Here is a 16817-nt window from a genome sequence, read left to right as displayed (position 1 = left end):
AAGAGTGCCGAGGAGCCCGGGAGGGACCTCCATGACATCGCACGAGCCCGCTGCCGCCGGATCCCACCGTACGCCGACGCGGCCCGGTCCCGTCGGGTCCGTCTCCGTGCTGGGACCGGGCCCGATGGGGATGTCGATCGCCCGCACCCTGCTCGCCTCCGGCAGGCCGACGACGGTCTGGAACCGCACCCGCTCCCGCGCGGAGTCGCTCGCCGCCGACGGCGCGAGGCTCGCCGACACGGTCGCCGACGCTGAGCATGATGGTGGGCGGGCCCAGGACGACGTGGCCGCCGCGCGCCCGGTGCTCGAGGTGATCGGCGGGACCCTCACCCATCTGGGACCGCTCGGGGCCGGCGCGCTCGCCAAGCTCTGCAACCAGACCGGGGTCGCCGAGACCCTGTCCTCCCTCGGCGAGGCGCTCGGCCTGGCCCGCGCCGGCGGCATCGATCCCGGGCAGCTGGTCCAGGTGCTCTCCGGCGGGCCGGCGTCGAGCGAGGTGCTCGCCCAGGCTGTCCCCACTGCTGCGCGAGATGTTCTCCGAGCTGGTCGAGCGCGACGGGGACAGGACGACCACGCCGCCGTCCAGGAGTTCTTCCTCGACGACTGAGGTCCGCTCCCACCACGGCGGACCGCTCCCACGACGTCCGATCGATCCTATAGGATGCGTTCTGTGGCGCCGGGCACCCGTGCGCCGGGAACCGCTCATCGACGAGCTGCGGCTCGCGGTCGAGCTCTCGACGAGGAGGGTCATGTCGGACCTGCGCAGCGCGGACTGGTACGTCGGCACCGGACGGAACGCCTACATCCATCGAGCCTGGATGCGACGGGGCCTGCCCGCCTCCGCGTTCGAGGGCGACCGCCCCCACATCGCCATCGCGAACACCGCCAGCGACCTGGTGCCCTGCAACATGCACCTGGGGGAGATCGCCCGCTCCGTCTCGAACGGGATCTACGAGGCCGGCGGCATCCCGCTCGAGCTGCCGGTGATGGGCCTGGGGGAGACCCTGGTGCGGCCGACCGCCATGCTCTGGCGGAACCTCGCCGCGATGCAGATGGAGGAGATGTTCCGCGCCAATCCGATCGACGCCGTGGTGCTCCTCGGCGGCTGCGACAAAACCGTCCCGGCGCTGCTGATGGCCGCGGCCTCCGTCGGCCTGCCCGCGATCGTCGTGCCGGGCGGTCCCATGGTCTCCGGCTCGTTCCGCGGCGCGCCGCTGGGCTGCGGGACGGACGTGTGGAAGCTCAGCGAGGACGTCCGCGGCGGGGACCTCTCCGCCAAGGAGTTCCTCAGCTCGGAATCCTCCATGATCCGCTCCAAGGGGCACTGCAACACAATGGGCACGGCCTCGACCATGGGACTGATCGCCGAGGCGCTCGGCATGGTTCTCCCCGGCCTGGCCGGGACCCCCGCCCCGGACTCCCGCCTCCTCGAGGGGGCCCATGCGAGCGGTCGGCGGATCGTCGAGATGGTCACGGAGCAGCTCACGCCGCAGAAGATCATCACCGAGGCGGCCTTCCGCAACGCCGTCGTCGCCCTCGCCGCGATCGGGGGGTCCACGAACGCCGTGGTCCATCTGCTGGCGATCGCCGGCCGGCTGGGGCTCGACGTCTCGGTCGACGACTTCGACCGGATCGGGGCGGACGTCCCCCTGCTGGTGAACCTCCAGCCCTCGGGCCGGCACCTCATGGACGATCTCTTCCGGGCCGGCGGGTTCCTGGCCGCGATGCGGGAGGTGCAGGACCTGCTGGACCCGACGCCGATCACCGTCTCGGGCCGGCCGCTGGTCGAGCACCTCGACGAGGCGAGGGTCTGGGACCGCGACGTCATCTTCACGCGCGACATCCCGGTGCAGGAGAAGGCCGGCATCGCCGTGCTGCGCGGGAACCTCGCCCCCGGCGGAGCGATCGTGAAGCCCGCGGCGGCCACGCCCGCCCTGCTGCAGCACCGCGGCCGGGCGCTGGTCTTCGACTCGATCGAGGACTTCCGCGACCGGATCGACGCGCCGGATCTCGACGTCGACGAGAACTCCGTCCTCGTCCTGCGCGGCTGCGGACCGAAGGGCTATCCGGGCATGCCGGAGGTCGCGAACATGCCCCTGCCCCGCAAGCTCCTCGAGCAGGGGGTGCGGGACATGGTGCGCATCTGCGACGGGCGCATGAGCGGTACGGCCTACGGGACCGTCGTGCTCCACGTGACGCCCGAGGCGGCCGACGGCGGGCCGCTCGCCCTGGTCCGGACCGGGGACGTGATCGTCCTGGACCTCGAGAACCGGCGCCTGGACGTCGAGGTCGACCCGGCGGAGTTCGCGCTCCGCACCCCGGACGAGGCGACGACCGCGGCCTTCGCCGCCCCGGAGCGGGGCTGGCAGAAGATCTACGTCGACCACGTCACCCCGGCGAGCACGGGAGCGGATCTCGACTTCCTGGTCGGGGCGAGCGGCGCGGAGGTGCACCGCGAGTCCCACTGAGCCCTGAGGAGGAGGGGCCGCTGCCGGGACGTGCTCGGCAGCGCCCCGGGGCTGCGCGCGGTGTGCCGTCGGCCGCCGCTTCTCCGATGATTCATCAGGTCTTCGGCAGAGAGAATCGCGTAGACCGTGCTTGACGTGACCTCATATGCACGCGCATGATAAGCCTCGACACCAAAGGTCCGATGTTTCTTCGGGGGCGCACCTCGCTCCATGCCGCGTCGAGCGGCAGCGTCGGGTCCGAGCTAAGAGAGGCTCTCCCGCATGAGCACCTTCACCTTCGTGGACGTCCAGGACGTCCGCTTCCCCACCAGCCGCAGCCTCGACGGTTCGGACGCGATGAACCCGGACCCGGACTACTCCGCGGCCTACCTCACGCTGCGCACCGACGCGCCCGACGAGGGCACCTCGCTGGTGTTCACCATCGGCCGCGGCAACGACGTGCAGAGCGCAGCGATCGCAGCCCTGGCCCCGCACCTCGTCGGCCGCGACGTCGAGGAGATCCTCGCCGATCTCGGCGGGATGCACCGCCAGCTCACCTACGACTCGCAGCTGCGCTGGCTGGGTCCGGAGAAGGGCGTGATGACCATGGCCATCGGCGCCGTGGTCAACGCCCTGTGGGACCTGCGCGCGCGGCGTGAGAATCGTCCCCTGTGGCTCACCCTCGCCTCGATGAGCCCCGAGGAGCTGTTGGACCTGGTGGACCTGCGCTACCTCGAGGACGCCCTCACCCGCGAGGAGGCGCTCGAGATCCTGCGCCGCGGTGCCGAGGGCAAGGCGGCGCGGATCGACGCGCTGCGCGAGCGGGGCGTGCCCGCCTACACCACCACCCCGGGCTGGCTCGGATACAGCGACGAGAAGCTCACCCGCCTGCTGCACGAGGCCCGCGACCAGGGCTTCGAGATGGTCAAGCTCAAGGTGGGCGCCGACGCCGCCGACGACGAGCGCCGGATGCGGATCGCCCGCGAGGTGATGGGCCCCGGCTTCCCGATCGCGATGGACGCGAACCAGCGCTGGGGCACCGCGGAGGCTATCGAGGCGGTCCGGGCCCTGGCTCCCCATGACCCGTACTGGATCGAGGAGCCCACCTACCCCGATGACGTCCTCGCCCACGCCGCGATCCGCGAGGCCGTCGAGCCGGTGCGGGTCGCCACCGGTGAGCAGGGGGCGAACCGAGTCCTGTTCAAGCAGCTCCTGCAGGCCGGGGCGATCGACGTGCTCCAGGCCGATGCCACCCGGGTCGCCGGGATCAACGAGAACCTCGCGATCCTGCTGCTCGCCGCCAAGTTCGACGTCCCCGTCTGCCCCCACGCGGGCGGGGTGGGGCTGTGCGAGATGGTCCAGCACATCTCCTTCTTCGACGCGGTCGCGGTCGCGGGGGACGACGAGCGCCGACGGATCGAGTTCGTGGACCACCTCCACGAGCACTTCGAGGTGCCGGTGCGGATCGAGCGCGGCGCGTACATGCCGCCCGAACAGCCCGGCGGCGGGTCCCGCATGCATGCGGTGTCCGTCGCCGACCACCTCTTCCCGGACGGTCCCGTCTGGGCGGGGGAGCAGGCCGCGCCAGACTCAGCTCCCGCTCCTGCCCTGCGCTGACCTCAGCCCAGCCCCTCACTCCAGCCCCCGCCCAGACCGTCGCGTATCGAGAGGCCCGACCGCCATGGAACACATCGCTCTGCACACCCGCATCGCCGAAGGGCATGAGGCGGACTACGACCGCGAGCACGCCCGCACCTCCGACGAGCTCGACGCCGCCCTGCGCTCGGCCGGGGTGCACGCCTGGCGGATCTGGCGCGACGGCCGCGACATCTTCCACCTGGTCGAGGTCGAGGACTACTCGGCGATGCGCCGGCAGCTTGCCGAGGATCCGGTGAATCTCCGCTGGCAGGAGCACATCAACCAGTTCCTCGAGGTGGCTGACGACTACGGCGGCGAGGACTCCGGGATCCGTCCCGTCTGGTCCCTGCCGTCGCAGGCCCCCGGGGTGGGGAGCGCATGAGCGACGACCCGGCGTCGCTGAGCGCGTCGTCAGAACGTCCGCGCCCGTCGTCTGACCGTCCAGAGCCGAGCATCCCACCGCTACAGCTGCCGCGGCTCGGCTTCGGTGCCGCGCAGCTCGGCAACCTCTTTCGCGTCACCTCCGACGAAGAGGCCGACGGCGCGGTCGCCGCCGCCTGGGATACCGGGATCCGGTACTTCGACACCGCACCCCACTACGGCGTCGGCACCAGCGAGCGGCGCCTCGGGCAGCGACTGGCCGGCTACCCGCGCGAGGAGTACCTGGTCTCCACCAAGGTGGGGCGCCTGCTGCTGCCCGGACCCGGCACCGGTGACGACATGGACAGCGCTTTCGCGGTGCCGGATGAGCACGTGCGGCAGTGGGACTTCTCCGAGGCCGGGGTGCGGCGCTCGCATGCCGAGTCCCTCGAGCGGCTCGGGATGGACCGGGTCGACATCCTGTTCGCCCACGACCCGGAGGAGGGGCCGACGGAGCCGGCCTTCGCGGAAGGACTGCCGGCCCTGGCCAGGATGCGGGAGGAGGGACTGGTGCGCGCCGTGGGCGTCGGCTCCAAGGACGTGGCGGTGCTGCTGCGCGCCGTCCGCACCGGACTGATCGACCTGGTAATGCTCTCGGGCCGGTACACCCTGCTCGAGCAGGTCGGCGCCGAAGAGCTCCTGGCCGCATGCGTGAAGCATGGCGTGGGGATCGTGGCGGTCTCCGTGTTCAACTCCGGTCTGCTCGCCCAGCACCAGGTCCCCGAGAACGCCACCTACGAGTACGCCCAGGCGCCCGCGCCGCTGCTCACCCGCGCCCGTGAGCTCGCGAGCATCGCCGAGCATCATGGCGTCACCCTCCCGGACCTCGCCGTGCAGTACCCGCTGCGCCACCCGGCCGTGCGCTCGGTGGTGCTGGGGATGCGCACCGCCGCCCAGGTGCGCTCCAACGCCCAGCGGATGAGCACCGACATCCCGGCCGCGGCCTGGGAGGACGTGGAGCGGACGGCGGAGCCACGATGAGCACCGCCCTCCCGGCAGCCCCCGCGCTCCCGGTCACCGACACCCATCTGCACCTGTGGGACCTCGCCGCGAGCCCCTACGTCTGGCTCGCCGGCGCCGCCCCCGAGCTGCGCCACACGGTCGAGATCGGCCAGGTGCGCCCCGGGCTGCGCGAGCTCGGCGTCACTCGGGTGGTCCTGGTCCAGGCCGACGACACCCCCGAGGACACCGCCCACCTCCAACGCACCGCCCGCGCGATCGAGGCACATGCAGCGGAGACCGGGCAGATCGGGGAGGGCATCACTCGTGCAGACGTCGTCGGCTGGCTGCCGCTGCGGGATCCTGCTGCGGTGCGAGAGGCGCTCGCCGATCCGCGCCGCACCGACCACCTCGTCGGGCTGCGCCACCTGGTCCATGACGAGCCCGATCCGGGGTTCCTGGACCTCCCCGAGGTCGCGCAGTCGCTCGAGCTGCTGGCCGCGGCCGGCCTCCCGCTCGATGTTCCCGACGCATTCGAGCGTCACATGGCGCAGGTGGTCCGCGTCGCGCAGCGTCATCCCGGGCTCACCGTGGTGCTCGACCACCTGGGCAAGCCCCCGCTCGGTGACGCTCCGGCGATGGAGCGCTGGCAGGCGCAGCTGGTGGAGATCGCCGCCAGCCTGAACGTCGTCGCGAAGATCTCCGGGCTCGCCACCAGCGGGAACGGTGACTTCGCCGCCGCGACAGATCTCGCGCTGTCGCTGTTCGGTGCTGAGCGGCTGATGGTCGGCTCGGACTGGCCGATCGCGCCCCGTCCGCTGGACCTCGGCAGCGGTTTCGCCCGCGTGCTCGAGCACGTGCGCAGCTGGTCGGAGGCCGACGTCCGTGCCGTCACGCACGGGACTGCTGCGCGGGTCTACCGCCGCCTCGATGAGGCGCCGTCCGTCTGATCGCGCCCGCCAGATGCCCGCGGTGCGCGCAGCATCCGCGGCGCGCTGCCACGTGCTGCGCGTCCCACCGCACCGTCGGCTGGGGGGTATCAAGATTGCGCGATTCCGAACCAGATCCGCGCCGAAAACGGCTCAGATCCTGCCAATCCTCGCGTCACACCTCATCGCGTCGCTGAGCTCAACTGAGCGCTTCGGGGTCTCCGGGCTCGGCCTCGCTCACCCCGTCGGCGGTTCCCCTTGGACGAGCAGCCACGACTCGACGCCGGCCACATGCGCCGCCGCATAGGTGCGGGCGAGGTCCGGCCGACGGGCCAGCAGCGCGTCCAGGATCCGCCGGTGCTCGGCGAGGGTGCGTTCCACGGAGGAGTCGTCGGTCAGGCCGCGCCACACCCGGGCCCGGGCGGTAGAGCCGGCCAGGCTGTCCAGCAGCGAGCGGAGGTAGTCGTTGGGGCAGCGCTGGTTGATCAGCCGGTGGAACGTGATATCTGCGGCGACCAGCTCCTGGATGCTCGAGCTGTCGTCGAGGTCCTCCATCGTCTGCTCGAGCTGGGCGAAGTCCTCGTCCCTCAGGTGCGGGCAGGCCTGCTCGACCGCGGCCGGTTCGAGCAGTCGTCGGATCTCCAGGATCTCCACGTAGCTGGAGTCCTGGTGGAGGTCGAGCACGAAGGCGAGGGATTCCAGCAGCTGCTCGGGCTCGAGCGCGGTCACGTAGGTGCCATCGCCCTGGCGCACGTCGAGCACCCGGATCACGGACAGTGCCTTGACTGCCTCGCGCAGCGAGTTGCGGGAGACGCCGATCGTCTCGGACAGCTCGGCCTCGGTGGGCAGGCGGTCGCCGGGCTTCAGCGTCCCGTCGACCACCATCTGCTTGATGGCGGAGATCGCGCGGTCGGTGACGGTGGAGGCCATCAGTGCCGACCCCCGAGAGGCTGGAGCGTGGCGGGGACAGTGGTGGCCGGGTGTGCATTCAGCATGGCGATCCTCTCAGAGGGATGAGACGGCGCGATCCTCGGAGCCTAGTGCAGACATCCGATGAACGGCTGGGCTATGGGGCGGGCCACGCCGCGCGTGACGGTTCCCTGGCGGGGGTCATGGGCTCGGGGCCTGGTCGATCTTCTCGAGCAGAGCGGCGATGCTGCGGCCGAGCAGCCCGATGGCGAGGTCCAGTGCTCCCGCGGCTCCGACCAGCAGCGCCACGGGTGGGATCAGCCCGCACAGCAGGATCCAGAGCGTCAGGCCCCCGATGAGGGCGACCGCGCGCATCGGCAGTGCGCCGGGGACGAGCAGAGCGATGCGCCAGGTGACGGTCAGCTCCTGTCGGCGCAGACGCGGCGAGGCGAGGATCGCCGCCACGGTGGTGGTCGCCCAGGGCAGGCTGATCGCGGCGACGGCCACCAGGGCCACCATCAACGCGGCGGAGGTGACGGCGCCGGAGAAGGCGATCACCAGCATCGCCAGTGCACCGGCCTGCACCGCGAACAGGGGCAGCATCTGGAGGTTGGCGCGTACCAGCCCCGCGCGGAACCTCCGCCACATCAGCGGCAGCACGCGCACGCGAGCCTGCTCGCGGGAGGCCAGGAGGGCGTCGACCGCGGCGGCGGTCGCTGGAGCCAGCCCCAGCACGACCGCTCCCAGCAGGGTCAGGATCCACCAGACGGCGTTGATCCTGAGCAGCAGGAAAAGGCGCTCGATCAGCTCATTGGCGGACATCACCCAACCCGGGACCTGCTGAGGGCCTTCCGATCCGCCGGGCCTGCTCATGCGGCACTCCTCGTTCGTGCGACGGATGGATTCTTTCTGGGGTATCGCGCTGGTGCTTGCTCGGCGAAATGGTGTTCCTCGACGATCGACAGTACCCGAGGAAGCTGCCAACGATGGGAGAACCATCGTTCAGAGAGCCGATGTCTTGCACGTCTTTGCGGGAAAACGTCTCGATCTTCGCAAGCGACCTTCAAAGCCTAGCGCGATAGACCCGATGTTTGGTTGACTGGACTCATGACAGCATCCTCGACAGAGATCCTCGTGCCCACTCCCGAGCAGCTCACCTGGCAACGGGACGGCTTCGGCGTCTTCTTCCACTTCGGAGTGAACACGTTCGCCGGCAAGGAGTGGAGCGACGGCACGCTGGCCCCGCAGATCTTCGACCCCAGCGATCTCGACGCCGACGAGTGGGTGCGCCTGGCCCGCGACATCGGTGCCAAGTACGTCATCCTGACGGCCAAGCACCATGACGGCTTCTGCCTCTGGCCCACGGCGACCACGGACTACTCCGTGGCGTCCTCACCGTGGAAGGGCGGCGAGGGCGATGTGGTGCGTGAGGTTGCTGAGGCATGTCGGCGCCAGGGGATGAAGCTCGGGCTCTACCTCTCGCCATGGGACCGGAACGCACCGCAGTACCAGGATCCCGCCGCCTACGACGAGTTCTACCTCGCCCAGCTCCGCGAGCTGTGCACCGACTACGGGCAGCTGTACGAGCTGTGGTTCGACGGCGCCGGCTCCGCCGGGCGCGAATACGCCTGGGATCGCATCGGGGCGCTGATCGATGAGCTGCAGCCCGGCGCGATGGTGTTCAACATGGGTCCGTCCACCATCCGATGGGTGGGCAACGAGGACGGCCTCGCGGCCGATCCCGTCGAGTACGTGACCACGTCGGCGGATCTGAACAACTACGACGACGACGTCGTCGAGACCGAGAGGGCCCGGTATCTCCCGCCCGAGTGCGACGTCTCGCTGCGCAAGGGCTGGTTCTGGCAGCCCGGGGAGGAGCCCAAGTCCGTCGCGCACCTGCTGGCCATCCACGACCGCTCCATCGGCCTGGGTGCCAGCCTGCTGCTGAACATCCCGCCGGACCGCCGCGGACGCATCGACCCGGCAGATGCGGCGCGCGCCGCCGAATTCGGGACGGCGCTGCGCGACCGGTTCGGCGCGCCGGTCGAGGGCACTCTCACGGCGTCCACCGACGGCGTCGACGCAGATCTGGGCGGGTCGGTGCGGCTGGACCACGTCGAGCTCGCCGAGAGGCTCGAGGACGGCCAGCGGGTCACCGCGCACCGGATCCTCGACTCCGCCGGGCGGGTCCTGGCCGAGGGCGGCACCATCGGGGTGCGCCGCCTCCACCGCCTGGCCGAGCCGGTGCAGGCCTCGTCGCTGCGCATCGAGGTCGAAGGAGAGGGGGCGGTGATCGAGCGAGTCGCCGTGCACGATGCCGTCGGCGCCCCCGTGCCGGACCTCGCCGGCGCGTACCGGGCCCCCACGGAGCGGCCGGACGACTGAGCGAGCCGCGTCCCCGCTGGGACGGCGCTGACAAAGGGGGGCCGGACGCTTCTGCGTCCGGCCCCCCTTCCCGGCTGTCGAAGCTGCCGGCTCAGCCGAACTGGCGGTCGTAGGCCGTCTGCTGGATCTCGAGGAAGGTGTCCACCCCGATCGAGGTGAAGCCGTCCTGGAACTCCTGCCAGGCCGCGTCGTCGTCCACGTCCGCCCGACCGGTGCCGATCGCCGCGAAGAACTGCTCGAGGTGCTGCCCCAGGTTGGTCTCGAACTCGCCGACCTGTGCCGCCTCATCCGTGGTGAACACGAGCAGCGGGAGCTTGCTCTCCTTGGGGATCCGGTAGGGCTCATACGCCTTCCCGGCCTCGTACAGCGTTCCCTCGATGGTGAGCGTGTCCTGGGGGACGGCCTCACCGTGGCGCTGGTCCTCGGACTTGTAGTACGGGCCCCACTCCCACCAGAGCTGGTTGTCGAGGTCGTTCGGGATCCTGGTGTAGACGGCCTGTGCTCCGTTGATCCCCATGGCGCCCTCGTCGGCGAAGTCCCAGCCGACACCCTGCTCGCCGGCACCCATGGCGACGGTCATCCCGAGCTCGAACTGGTGGTCGGCCCAGCGGATCATGGTCTCCGGGTCCTCGCAGGAGGAGGTGATCACGAAGTTCGGCGAACCGATCTGGTACCAGTCCCAGTCGCAGGTCCTCACGCCGTCGGGACCCTCCATCGGGGCCAGCGGCACCATGATGCTGGCCGGGCTCCGCTCCTGCGAGGGGTCGTTCACGGAGGTGAAGCTCCCCTGGCTGCCGCCGTGCGTGACCAGGAAGCTCGGTCCCCCGTTGGCATCCCCGAGCCGCTTGAGCTGCTCGTCGGTGAGCGCGAACATGTCGGTCGAGAAGAGGCCCGCCCGGAACTGCTTCTGGATCCAGGACAGGCCCTCCCGGTACCCCTCCTGGGAGGGTCCCCAGACCACTTTCCCGTCGTCGAGCAGCAGGTGGGTGGTCGAGACGGGCAGGAAGGAGCCGAGGAAGAAGTTGAAGAGATTGGGGACGGTGGTGCTGGTCGTGGTGACGACGGCACCGCTTCCTGTCCGATCGGGATGGTCCTTGAGCTCGGTCATCAGGCTCTCGAACTCCGCGAGCGTCTGCGGATGGGCATCGGCGGGGACGAGGTCGGAGTTGATCCACGTCCTCACCCCGCTGGACTTGCAGTGGTAGCAGTCGTTCATCGACGGGACCGCATACATCCGGCCGTCGGGAGCCGTGAAGAGGGAACGCATCTCCGGGAACGTCTCGAACATGTCCCGGACGTGGGGCGCCAGGCGATCGATCAGCTCGTCGACCGGGATGAACATCCCCATCTCGCCATAGATCGCCACCTGGGACGGGCTGAACAGCTCCATCCCGCACATGATCGCGTCGGGGAGATCGCCTCCGGAGAGCATCGCGTTGACGGTCGTCTGGCCGTCCTCTCCGAGCGGGACGTCCTGATAGGCGATCTTGACCCCGGTCTTCTCCTCGACGAGGTTGGCGTAGTAGTTCTCGAGGTACGACAGGCCGGGGATCGAGCGGCCGATGACGGAGAACTCCGTCTGGCCGTCGCCGAAGGGCTCGAGCTCTCGGTGCCGCGGCCCGGCGTAGTCCTCGGGATAGTTCACGCCCTCGATCTCGGGGCCCAGCTCCACCTCGAGGGCGGCGCTCCCCTGTTCGTACTCGGCGGCGGGTTCCCCGCCTCCGCCGGGTATGGAGTCGCCCGAACAGGCGGCCAGCACGGGGGCGACGCCGGCGAGGCCGAGGCCTGCAACGCCCGCCTTGAGAACGGTGCGACGATTCGCGTGGAGGGTCATGGTGGGTCCTTCCTCAGCGTGGCGGGATGCCACGTGAACGGGGTGGGAGGGCACTGCGGAGGCGGTGGCAGATCTCAGAAGAGACCGGCCTTGGTGATGCGCTTGGACAGGTGGTTCACGGCCAGCAGCAGGACCAGGCCGATCACGCTGCGGAACAGACCGATCGCGGTGGCATAGCTGTACTGGGGGATCGGGCTGTTCAATCCCACCTGGTAGACGTACGTGTCGATGACCTGCGAGGTCGCCAGGTTGATCGGGTTCTGCAGCAGCAGGACCTTCTCGAAGCCGACGCTCATGATCGTGCCGACGTTCAGGATCAGCAGGACCATCGCGATGGGCAGGATCGCGGGGATGTCGATGTGCCACATGCGGCGAAGATGCGAGGCGCCGTCGACCTTCGCGGCTTCGTGCAGCTCCGGCGGCACGGAGGACAGCGCCGCGAGGTAGATGATCGCGCTGAATCCTGCGGTCTGCCAGACGCCGGACCAGACGTAGACGTGCCTGAACCAGCCGGGGTCGGTGAGGAAGGCCGGTGGTTCGATCCCGATCAGTTGGAGTGCGTGGTTGACGATGCCGGCCTGTGGGTCCATCAGCATCACGATCATGCCGACGACCACCACCACGGAGATGAAGTTCGGGGAGTAGGTGATCAGCTGGACGACGCGGGAGAAGTACTTCTGCCGCACCGCGTTCAGAGCGAGCGCGAGGATGATCGGGATGGGGAAGCCGGCGATGAGCTCGTAGATCGCCAGGACCAGGGTGTTGCGCAGCAGGGGCCAGAAGTTGTGGCTCTCGATGAACCTCGTGAAGTGGTCGAGACCCACCCATTCGGAGCCGGTCAGGCCCCCGACGGGCGTGTAGTTCCGGAACGCGATCTGGATCCCGTACATCGGCCAGTAAGCGAAGACGATCAGCCAGAGGATCGCGGGGAGGACCAGCAGATACAGCTGCCAGCTTCCCCGCAGCCGGGCTCCCAGGCTTCGTGTGCGCTGCTCGGCCTGCCGCGGCTTCCGCCGTGCGGGCTTGTCGTCGTCGTCGAATCGGAGCTGATCGACGAAGTTTCCGCTCTCAGTGGTCACGGTGTTCACTCAGCCTTTCAGGGAACCGATCATCATGCCCTTGACGAAGTGCTTCTGCACGAACGGGTAGGCGACCAGCGGCGGGATGGAGGCGATGATGATCAGCGAGTACTTCAGCTGATCCGACAGGCGCTGCATCTCCACGATGCGCGCGGGATCCATGCCGGGGATCTTCGAGGGATCGAAGCTGTTCTCCAGCAGGATGTTCCGCATGATCAGCTGCAGCGGATACAGGCTGTTGTCCGTCAGGTAGATCAGGGCGGGGAAGTACGAGTTCCAGGTGGCGACGCCGTACAGGAGCAGATTCACCGCGATGATCGGCTTGGACAGCGGCAGGGCGATCTGGCCGAAGAAGCGCAGGTCCGAGGCGCCGTCGAGGCGAGAGGTCTCCAGCAGCTCGTGGGGAATCGTGGTCTGGAAGAACGTGCGGGTGACGATGAGCTGCCAGACGCTGACCGCCGTCGGGACGATGACCGCCCACGGGGTGTTCAGCATCCCCAGCTGGCCGACGACCAGGTACAGGGGGATCATGCCGCCGGAGAACATCATCGTGAACACGAACAGCAGGGTGAAGACGTTCCGTCCCACGAGATCGCTGCGCGAGAGCGCGTAGCCGCCCATCGTGGTCACCGCCGTGCCGAGGAGCATGGCTGTGCCCGAATACAGCACGGAGTTCAGGAATCCCCGGGGGATCTCGGGATAGTCCAGCAGCGCCTCATAGGCGGCCGCGGATCCTCCGACGGGCCATAGCCACATCTCGCCGCGCGAGACGGCCAGCGGATCTGACAGCGAGGCGCTGACGATGTAGACGAATGGATACACGATCGTCAGCGAGAACAGTGCCAGGAGCACGATCAGGATCACATTGAGCACGCGATCCCCGCGGGGCTCCTTGATTCTCCGAGGAGAGCCGTGCGGCGGGGCGTCGGTCGACGGTGTGAGCAGCGTCGTCGCCATAGAGGGTCGTCCTTCCTGTCTCCTCAGCAGTGAGGGCTAGGCAAAGACTGAACGATGATCCTATGTCTGTCAAGTGAACCCGCGCCCGGTGGGCGGCAGGCGGGTATCGCGCCGGCAAGAGCGACTCCGCGGAGAGGTGGGGCGGGCCGGTGCCTGATCGCTTGGATGCGACTGCCGGGTTCAAGGAGGTATGAGCTGACTGACCGAACTTCTTTGCAGGTCGCGGCGGTAAGCTCGGTGACCTGCTGAGATGCGGGGCGTCACGGGAGGGGGCGCCGGCGTCATCCGTGGGAGCGGGAAGAGCGCTCTTCATAACGGGGTGCAGGGCGCTCGGCTGATTGTCTCGCGGCACGAACTCCGAGGCCTCATGCCCTAATACATCGGAGGACTGTCTTCTGGCGACCGCGATACATCCTATGTAACTGAGGTTCAGGATCAGGCAGCGCCCGTCGCGCGTCGAGAGTGCGGCAGGCCGGGAACCCGGTGACCGTGGAAACCGCGAAGGACAGCAGTCCCTGCTCCGTCGGTTCCTGCAAGGAGGCCGACGGGCGTGAGCAGCTCGGCGTCGCCGCAGAGTTCGTCAGCGCTCCACGATTTCGGGCGCACCCCTGGAGGAGCCCCCGTCGACCCTCGGAAGCCACGGTCGTCGATACCGTGCTCCCGTCGGCCGCGATGCGCAGCGCTCAGTGCCGGGCCTGCGCGGCCGGGCCTGGTCTCAGCTCCGGTCCTCGATCTCCAGCAGATCCATCGCGCTCGCGCTCTCGATCTCCGCGTGCTCGGGCTGCTCCTTCTGCATCCGCTCGAGGTACGGCTGGGAACGCTGCACCTGCTGCTCGAGGCTGTTCACCGTGGCCAGGAAGTTCTCGTTGGCCTTGGTGCGGAAGGCGTCGATCCCGTCCATCGTGGTGAACAGGTTGTCGAAGGCCTTCTGGAGGGTCTCGGGGGAGACGCCCGAGGTCGCGGCCTGCTCCTGGATCTTCACGGAGTTGTCCGCGAGCATCTGCGAGGTGCGGGAGATGAGGCTGTCGGTGGTGCGGTTGACCGCGTCGATCTGGTCCAGCACGATCTTCTGGTTCTCGAGCGCCTGGGCGGTGATCACCGCGGTGCGCAGCGCCGTGACAGTGGTGGTGCGGGCCCGCTCCACCCCCTGCTGAAGCTTGGTGTTGTTGTCCTCGATCAGGCCCATCGACAGGTAGGCCTGCACGGTGACGGCGATCTGCGTGGCCACGTCCTGGCGGCGCTGGCGCACGGCGAACAGCACATCCTTCTCGAGCGCGGCGGCCTCGGCGGCCTTGCCCTCGGCGCGGGTCTGCTCGGCCCGGCGCACCGTCCGATCATCCAGCAGGCTCAGCAGGTAGGCGGCCTTCTGCAGCGCGGCGAGATCCTCCCAGAGCGCCCGACGCTCCACGGAGAGCTCGGCATTGTCCTTCAGCAGCATCTCCTGGCCGCGGGAGAGGGCGCCGAGCACCTGATCGAGCTGGTCCTGGTTCGACTCGAAGTTGCGGAAGTAGCGCTTGGCGACGTTGCGGCCGGGCAGGAAGGAGAGTGCCTTCTCCGCGAAGGTCTCGTCTTTCGGGGCCAGGTCCTCCATGGTGGTGCGCAGCTCGGAGAGCGACTTCGCGACCGACTCCTGCGCATTTCCCTTCTCCTTCGACTCCCGCAGCGACTGCTGCATGAAGCGGGAGGAGGTCTGGCTGGTGCGCTCGAAGGTCCGCCTCGCCACCGCGCCGAGCGCGTTGACCTGCGCGGTGAACTCCTGCGAGTGCGGGTTCAGCCCTGCGACCTGATCCACCCAGGCGTCGGCCCGCTGCTCGAGCTCCTGCGCCTTCTCCTGGGGCAGATCGGGCAGCACCGAGACCGCGTCGTCATCGCTGATCTGCTCGATCGGCTCGGCGGGCGTGATCTCTTCGGCGGGGGTGGGCGGCTGCAGCTTGTCCATCGGTGCCTCCTGGGCGGTGCGGTGGGTGGAGTCGGTGCGGGGACGGTCAGTTCTGGGCTGTGTCGGTCCGGGCACGGGGTATCGGATGAGTGGGTCAGACGTCGATGATCGGGTTCAGGTGCTGGTCGGCGAAGCGGGTGCGCAGGAACTCGGAGTGCACTTCGAGGGAGCGGGAGACTCCGCCGACGATGTCGCTCTCGATCTGCTCGACCCCCTCGGCCAGCACAGCGAGCTGCTGGTCGATGCTCTCGAGGTTATCGAGCGCTTCCTGCCGGGCGGACCCGGCGAAGGTCTGCAGGAAGCCGAGGGTGTCCCCGGCGGCCGCGACCAGCTCGGGCACGTAACGGCAGGCGATCCCCTCGAGCATGGTCACCTCCGCGGCCGACGGGCGCAGCGCCTGCAGCTGCTCGGAGCCGACCAGCGCATCGATCCTTCTGACCAGGGAGTCCACGTCATCCAGCACCTGGGCGGCGCCGGGGACGGTCGCGCGGGGTCGGAGCCGGGCGCTGCGCTCACGGGTCTCGGCGTCCGCCGCCAGGATCCGCTCGAGCACGGTGCGGGTGCTGCCGTTGACCGAGGCGTCCAGCACCGGGCGTTCGTCGGCGCTGCGGCGCGGGGCGTTCAGCACCAGGGCGCTGCCGCCGAGGGTCACCACGCCGATGCCGGCGGCCGCGGCGAGCACCAGCAACGGGCCGGCCACGGCGGTGCCGAGCCCCAGCACCACCGTCGCGATCGCGGCGAGGCCGCCCAGCAGCAGCGGGGCGCCGAAGCGCACCAAAGGAGAGCGGCGGGGCCGCCCGACGGCCTTCGAGGCGGGGGAGTGGACCTTCCCCTCGAGGGGCTGCTCGATCGGACCCCAGAGGTCACGGCGCTCCGCGGTGGCCTTCCACGGCAGGTCCTGGTCGCCGGGCGCGAAGGCGAGCGTCTCGTCGGCGGCGCGGTCTGCGGCCCGGTGGGGGTCACGGTGGCCGGAAGCGGGCGCGAACGGGTCAGGGAACCGGCTGTTCCCGCTGTTCGTTCCACTGCTCGTCGTCCCACTGCTCGGCCGTTCGGCCGACGGATCGCGTTCTTCGCTCACTGGTTCCGGCTGTCCTCCCCGAGGCGGAAACGAGAGACCCGGCACGGACCGGCGGTGCAATCCTGCGATCGCTCCCGGCACCGTGCGAGCGCCTCGTCCTGGGCGTGCCGAAAGGTTATCGCGAGCCACTGGATATCGCCCGAGGATTCGCCGGGCGCGTACTCAGCCCCCGCCCGCGGAACCGGCCCCGCTGCCGGCCCCTGGCGGTTCTGGGCCGCCAGCCGTTCATCGAGATCGACGTTCGGTACAGCTTCACCCTCGCA

At 69.5% G+C, this 16817-nt stretch carries 14 protein-coding genes; 7 read left to right on the top strand and 7 right to left on the bottom strand.

Translation table 11 applies throughout. The features are described from left to right. The first annotated feature begins 31 nt into the window (after positions 1–31). From Q0937_RS07410 to Q0937_RS07385, 6 genes are all read left to right on the top strand, one after another. On the top strand, positions 32–607 hold the full coding sequence (locus tag Q0937_RS07410; RefSeq protein WP_299301737.1) for an NAD-binding protein: 576 nt from the start codon (positions 32–34) through the stop codon (positions 605–607). A 142-nt stretch (positions 608–749) separates the two neighbouring features. Then, on the top strand, positions 750–2468 hold the full coding sequence (locus Q0937_RS07405) for an IlvD/Edd family dehydratase (protein WP_299301734.1): 1719 nt from the start codon (positions 750–752) through the stop codon (positions 2466–2468). A gap of 261 nt (positions 2469–2729) precedes the next feature. Further along, entirely contained in the window at positions 2730–4064 is a 1335-nt protein-coding gene (locus Q0937_RS07400) for an enolase C-terminal domain-like protein (protein WP_299301731.1), read from the top strand. Positions 4065–4128: 64 nt separating this feature from the next. Continuing rightward, complete coding sequence (locus Q0937_RS07395) at positions 4129–4467, top strand: L-rhamnose mutarotase (protein WP_299301728.1); 339 nt, start codon at positions 4129–4131, stop codon at positions 4465–4467. Beyond that, the gene (locus tag Q0937_RS07390) at positions 4464–5486 is read left to right on the top strand and encodes an aldo/keto reductase (RefSeq protein WP_299301726.1); all 1023 of its coding nucleotides are present in this window, start codon (positions 4464–4466) and stop codon (positions 5484–5486) included. The genes Q0937_RS07395 and Q0937_RS07390 overlap by 4 nt, the downstream gene beginning before the upstream one ends. Next, a complete protein-coding gene (locus Q0937_RS07385) occupies positions 5483–6394 on the top strand; it encodes an amidohydrolase (RefSeq protein ID WP_299301723.1) in 912 nt (303 codons plus the stop codon). Before Q0937_RS07390 ends, Q0937_RS07385 begins: the two co-directional genes overlap by 4 nt. Positions 6395–6610: 216 nt before the next feature. Here the strand turns inward: Q0937_RS07385 and Q0937_RS07380 are convergent, their stop codons facing one another. Beyond that, complete coding sequence (locus Q0937_RS07380) at positions 6611–7303, bottom strand: FadR/GntR family transcriptional regulator (RefSeq protein WP_299301720.1); 693 nt, start codon at positions 7301–7303, stop codon at positions 6611–6613. Between the two features lie 180 nt (positions 7304–7483). After that, positions 7484–8155 (bottom strand): DUF624 domain-containing protein, encoded by a 672-nt coding sequence (locus tag Q0937_RS07375; RefSeq protein ID WP_299301717.1) that lies wholly within the window; start codon positions 8153–8155, stop codon positions 7484–7486. A gap of 234 nt (positions 8156–8389) precedes the next feature. Between Q0937_RS07375 and Q0937_RS07370 the strand changes: the two genes are divergently transcribed. Then, the gene (locus Q0937_RS07370) at positions 8390–9667 is read left to right on the top strand and encodes an alpha-L-fucosidase (RefSeq protein ID WP_299301715.1); all 1278 of its coding nucleotides are present in this window, start codon (positions 8390–8392) and stop codon (positions 9665–9667) included. Positions 9668–9758: 91 nt separating this feature from the next. Here Q0937_RS07370 and Q0937_RS07365 read toward each other — a convergent pair whose 3' ends face one another. The 5 genes from Q0937_RS07365 to Q0937_RS07345 all read right to left on the bottom strand — a co-directional run bounded on the left by Q0937_RS07365 (position 9759) and on the right by Q0937_RS07345 (position 16554). After that, entirely contained in the window at positions 9759–11501 is a 1743-nt protein-coding gene (locus tag Q0937_RS07365) for a hypothetical protein (RefSeq protein WP_299301712.1), read from the bottom strand. 74 nt (positions 11502–11575) lie between these two features. Then, positions 11576–12580: a sugar ABC transporter permease gene (locus Q0937_RS07360; protein ID WP_299301709.1), complete on the bottom strand. Its 1005-nt coding sequence runs from the start codon at positions 12578–12580 to the stop codon at positions 11576–11578. Positions 12581–12589: 9 nt separating this feature from the next. Continuing rightward, the gene (locus Q0937_RS07355) at positions 12590–13537 is read right to left on the bottom strand and encodes a carbohydrate ABC transporter permease (protein ID WP_299301706.1); all 948 of its coding nucleotides are present in this window, start codon (positions 13535–13537) and stop codon (positions 12590–12592) included. A 715-nt stretch (positions 13538–14252) separates the two neighbouring features. Beyond that, the gene (locus Q0937_RS07350; RefSeq protein ID WP_299301704.1) at positions 14253–15476 is read right to left on the bottom strand and encodes a toxic anion resistance protein; all 1224 of its coding nucleotides are present in this window, start codon (positions 15474–15476) and stop codon (positions 14253–14255) included. Positions 15477–15570: 94 nt separating this feature from the next. After that, positions 15571–16554 carry a hypothetical protein gene (locus Q0937_RS07345; protein WP_299301701.1) on the bottom strand — a complete coding sequence of 328 codons (984 nt, stop codon included), beginning with the start codon at positions 16552–16554 and terminating at the stop codon, positions 15571–15573. Positions 16555–16817 lie beyond the last annotated feature (263 nt).

Source organism: uncultured Brachybacterium sp. (genome assembly GCF_947500705.1).
Taxonomy (GTDB): Bacteria; Actinomycetota; Actinomycetes; order Actinomycetales; family Dermabacteraceae; genus Brachybacterium.
This window is presented reverse-complemented; position numbering and strand designations above follow the sequence as displayed.

Coding starts and splice junctions, on each gene's coding strand:
- Q0937_RS07375 (WP_299301717.1), bottom strand. CDS start 8,155: ATGAGCAGGCCCGGCGGATCGGAAGGCCCTCAGCAGGTCCCGGGTTGG.
- Q0937_RS07400 (WP_299301731.1), top strand. CDS start 2,730: ATGAGCACCTTCACCTTCGTGGACGTCCAGGACGTCCGCTTCCCCACC.
- Q0937_RS07410 (WP_299301737.1), top strand. CDS start 32: ATGACATCGCACGAGCCCGCTGCCGCCGGATCCCACCGTACGCCGACG.
- Q0937_RS07350 (WP_299301704.1), bottom strand. CDS start 15,476: ATGGACAAGCTGCAGCCGCCCACCCCCGCCGAAGAGATCACGCCCGCC.
- Q0937_RS07380 (WP_299301720.1), bottom strand. CDS start 7,303: ATGGCCTCCACCGTCACCGACCGCGCGATCTCCGCCATCAAGCAGATG.
- Q0937_RS07385 (WP_299301723.1), top strand. CDS start 5,483: ATGAGCACCGCCCTCCCGGCAGCCCCCGCGCTCCCGGTCACCGACACC.
- Q0937_RS07405 (WP_299301734.1), top strand. CDS start 750: ATGTCGGACCTGCGCAGCGCGGACTGGTACGTCGGCACCGGACGGAAC.
- Q0937_RS07390 (WP_299301726.1), top strand. CDS start 4,464: ATGAGCGACGACCCGGCGTCGCTGAGCGCGTCGTCAGAACGTCCGCGC.
- Q0937_RS07355 (WP_299301706.1), bottom strand. CDS start 13,537: ATGGCGACGACGCTGCTCACACCGTCGACCGACGCCCCGCCGCACGGC.
- Q0937_RS07395 (WP_299301728.1), top strand. CDS start 4,129: ATGGAACACATCGCTCTGCACACCCGCATCGCCGAAGGGCATGAGGCG.
- Q0937_RS07365 (WP_299301712.1), bottom strand. CDS start 11,501: ATGACCCTCCACGCGAATCGTCGCACCGTTCTCAAGGCGGGCGTTGCA.
- Q0937_RS07370 (WP_299301715.1), top strand. CDS start 8,390: ATGACAGCATCCTCGACAGAGATCCTCGTGCCCACTCCCGAGCAGCTC.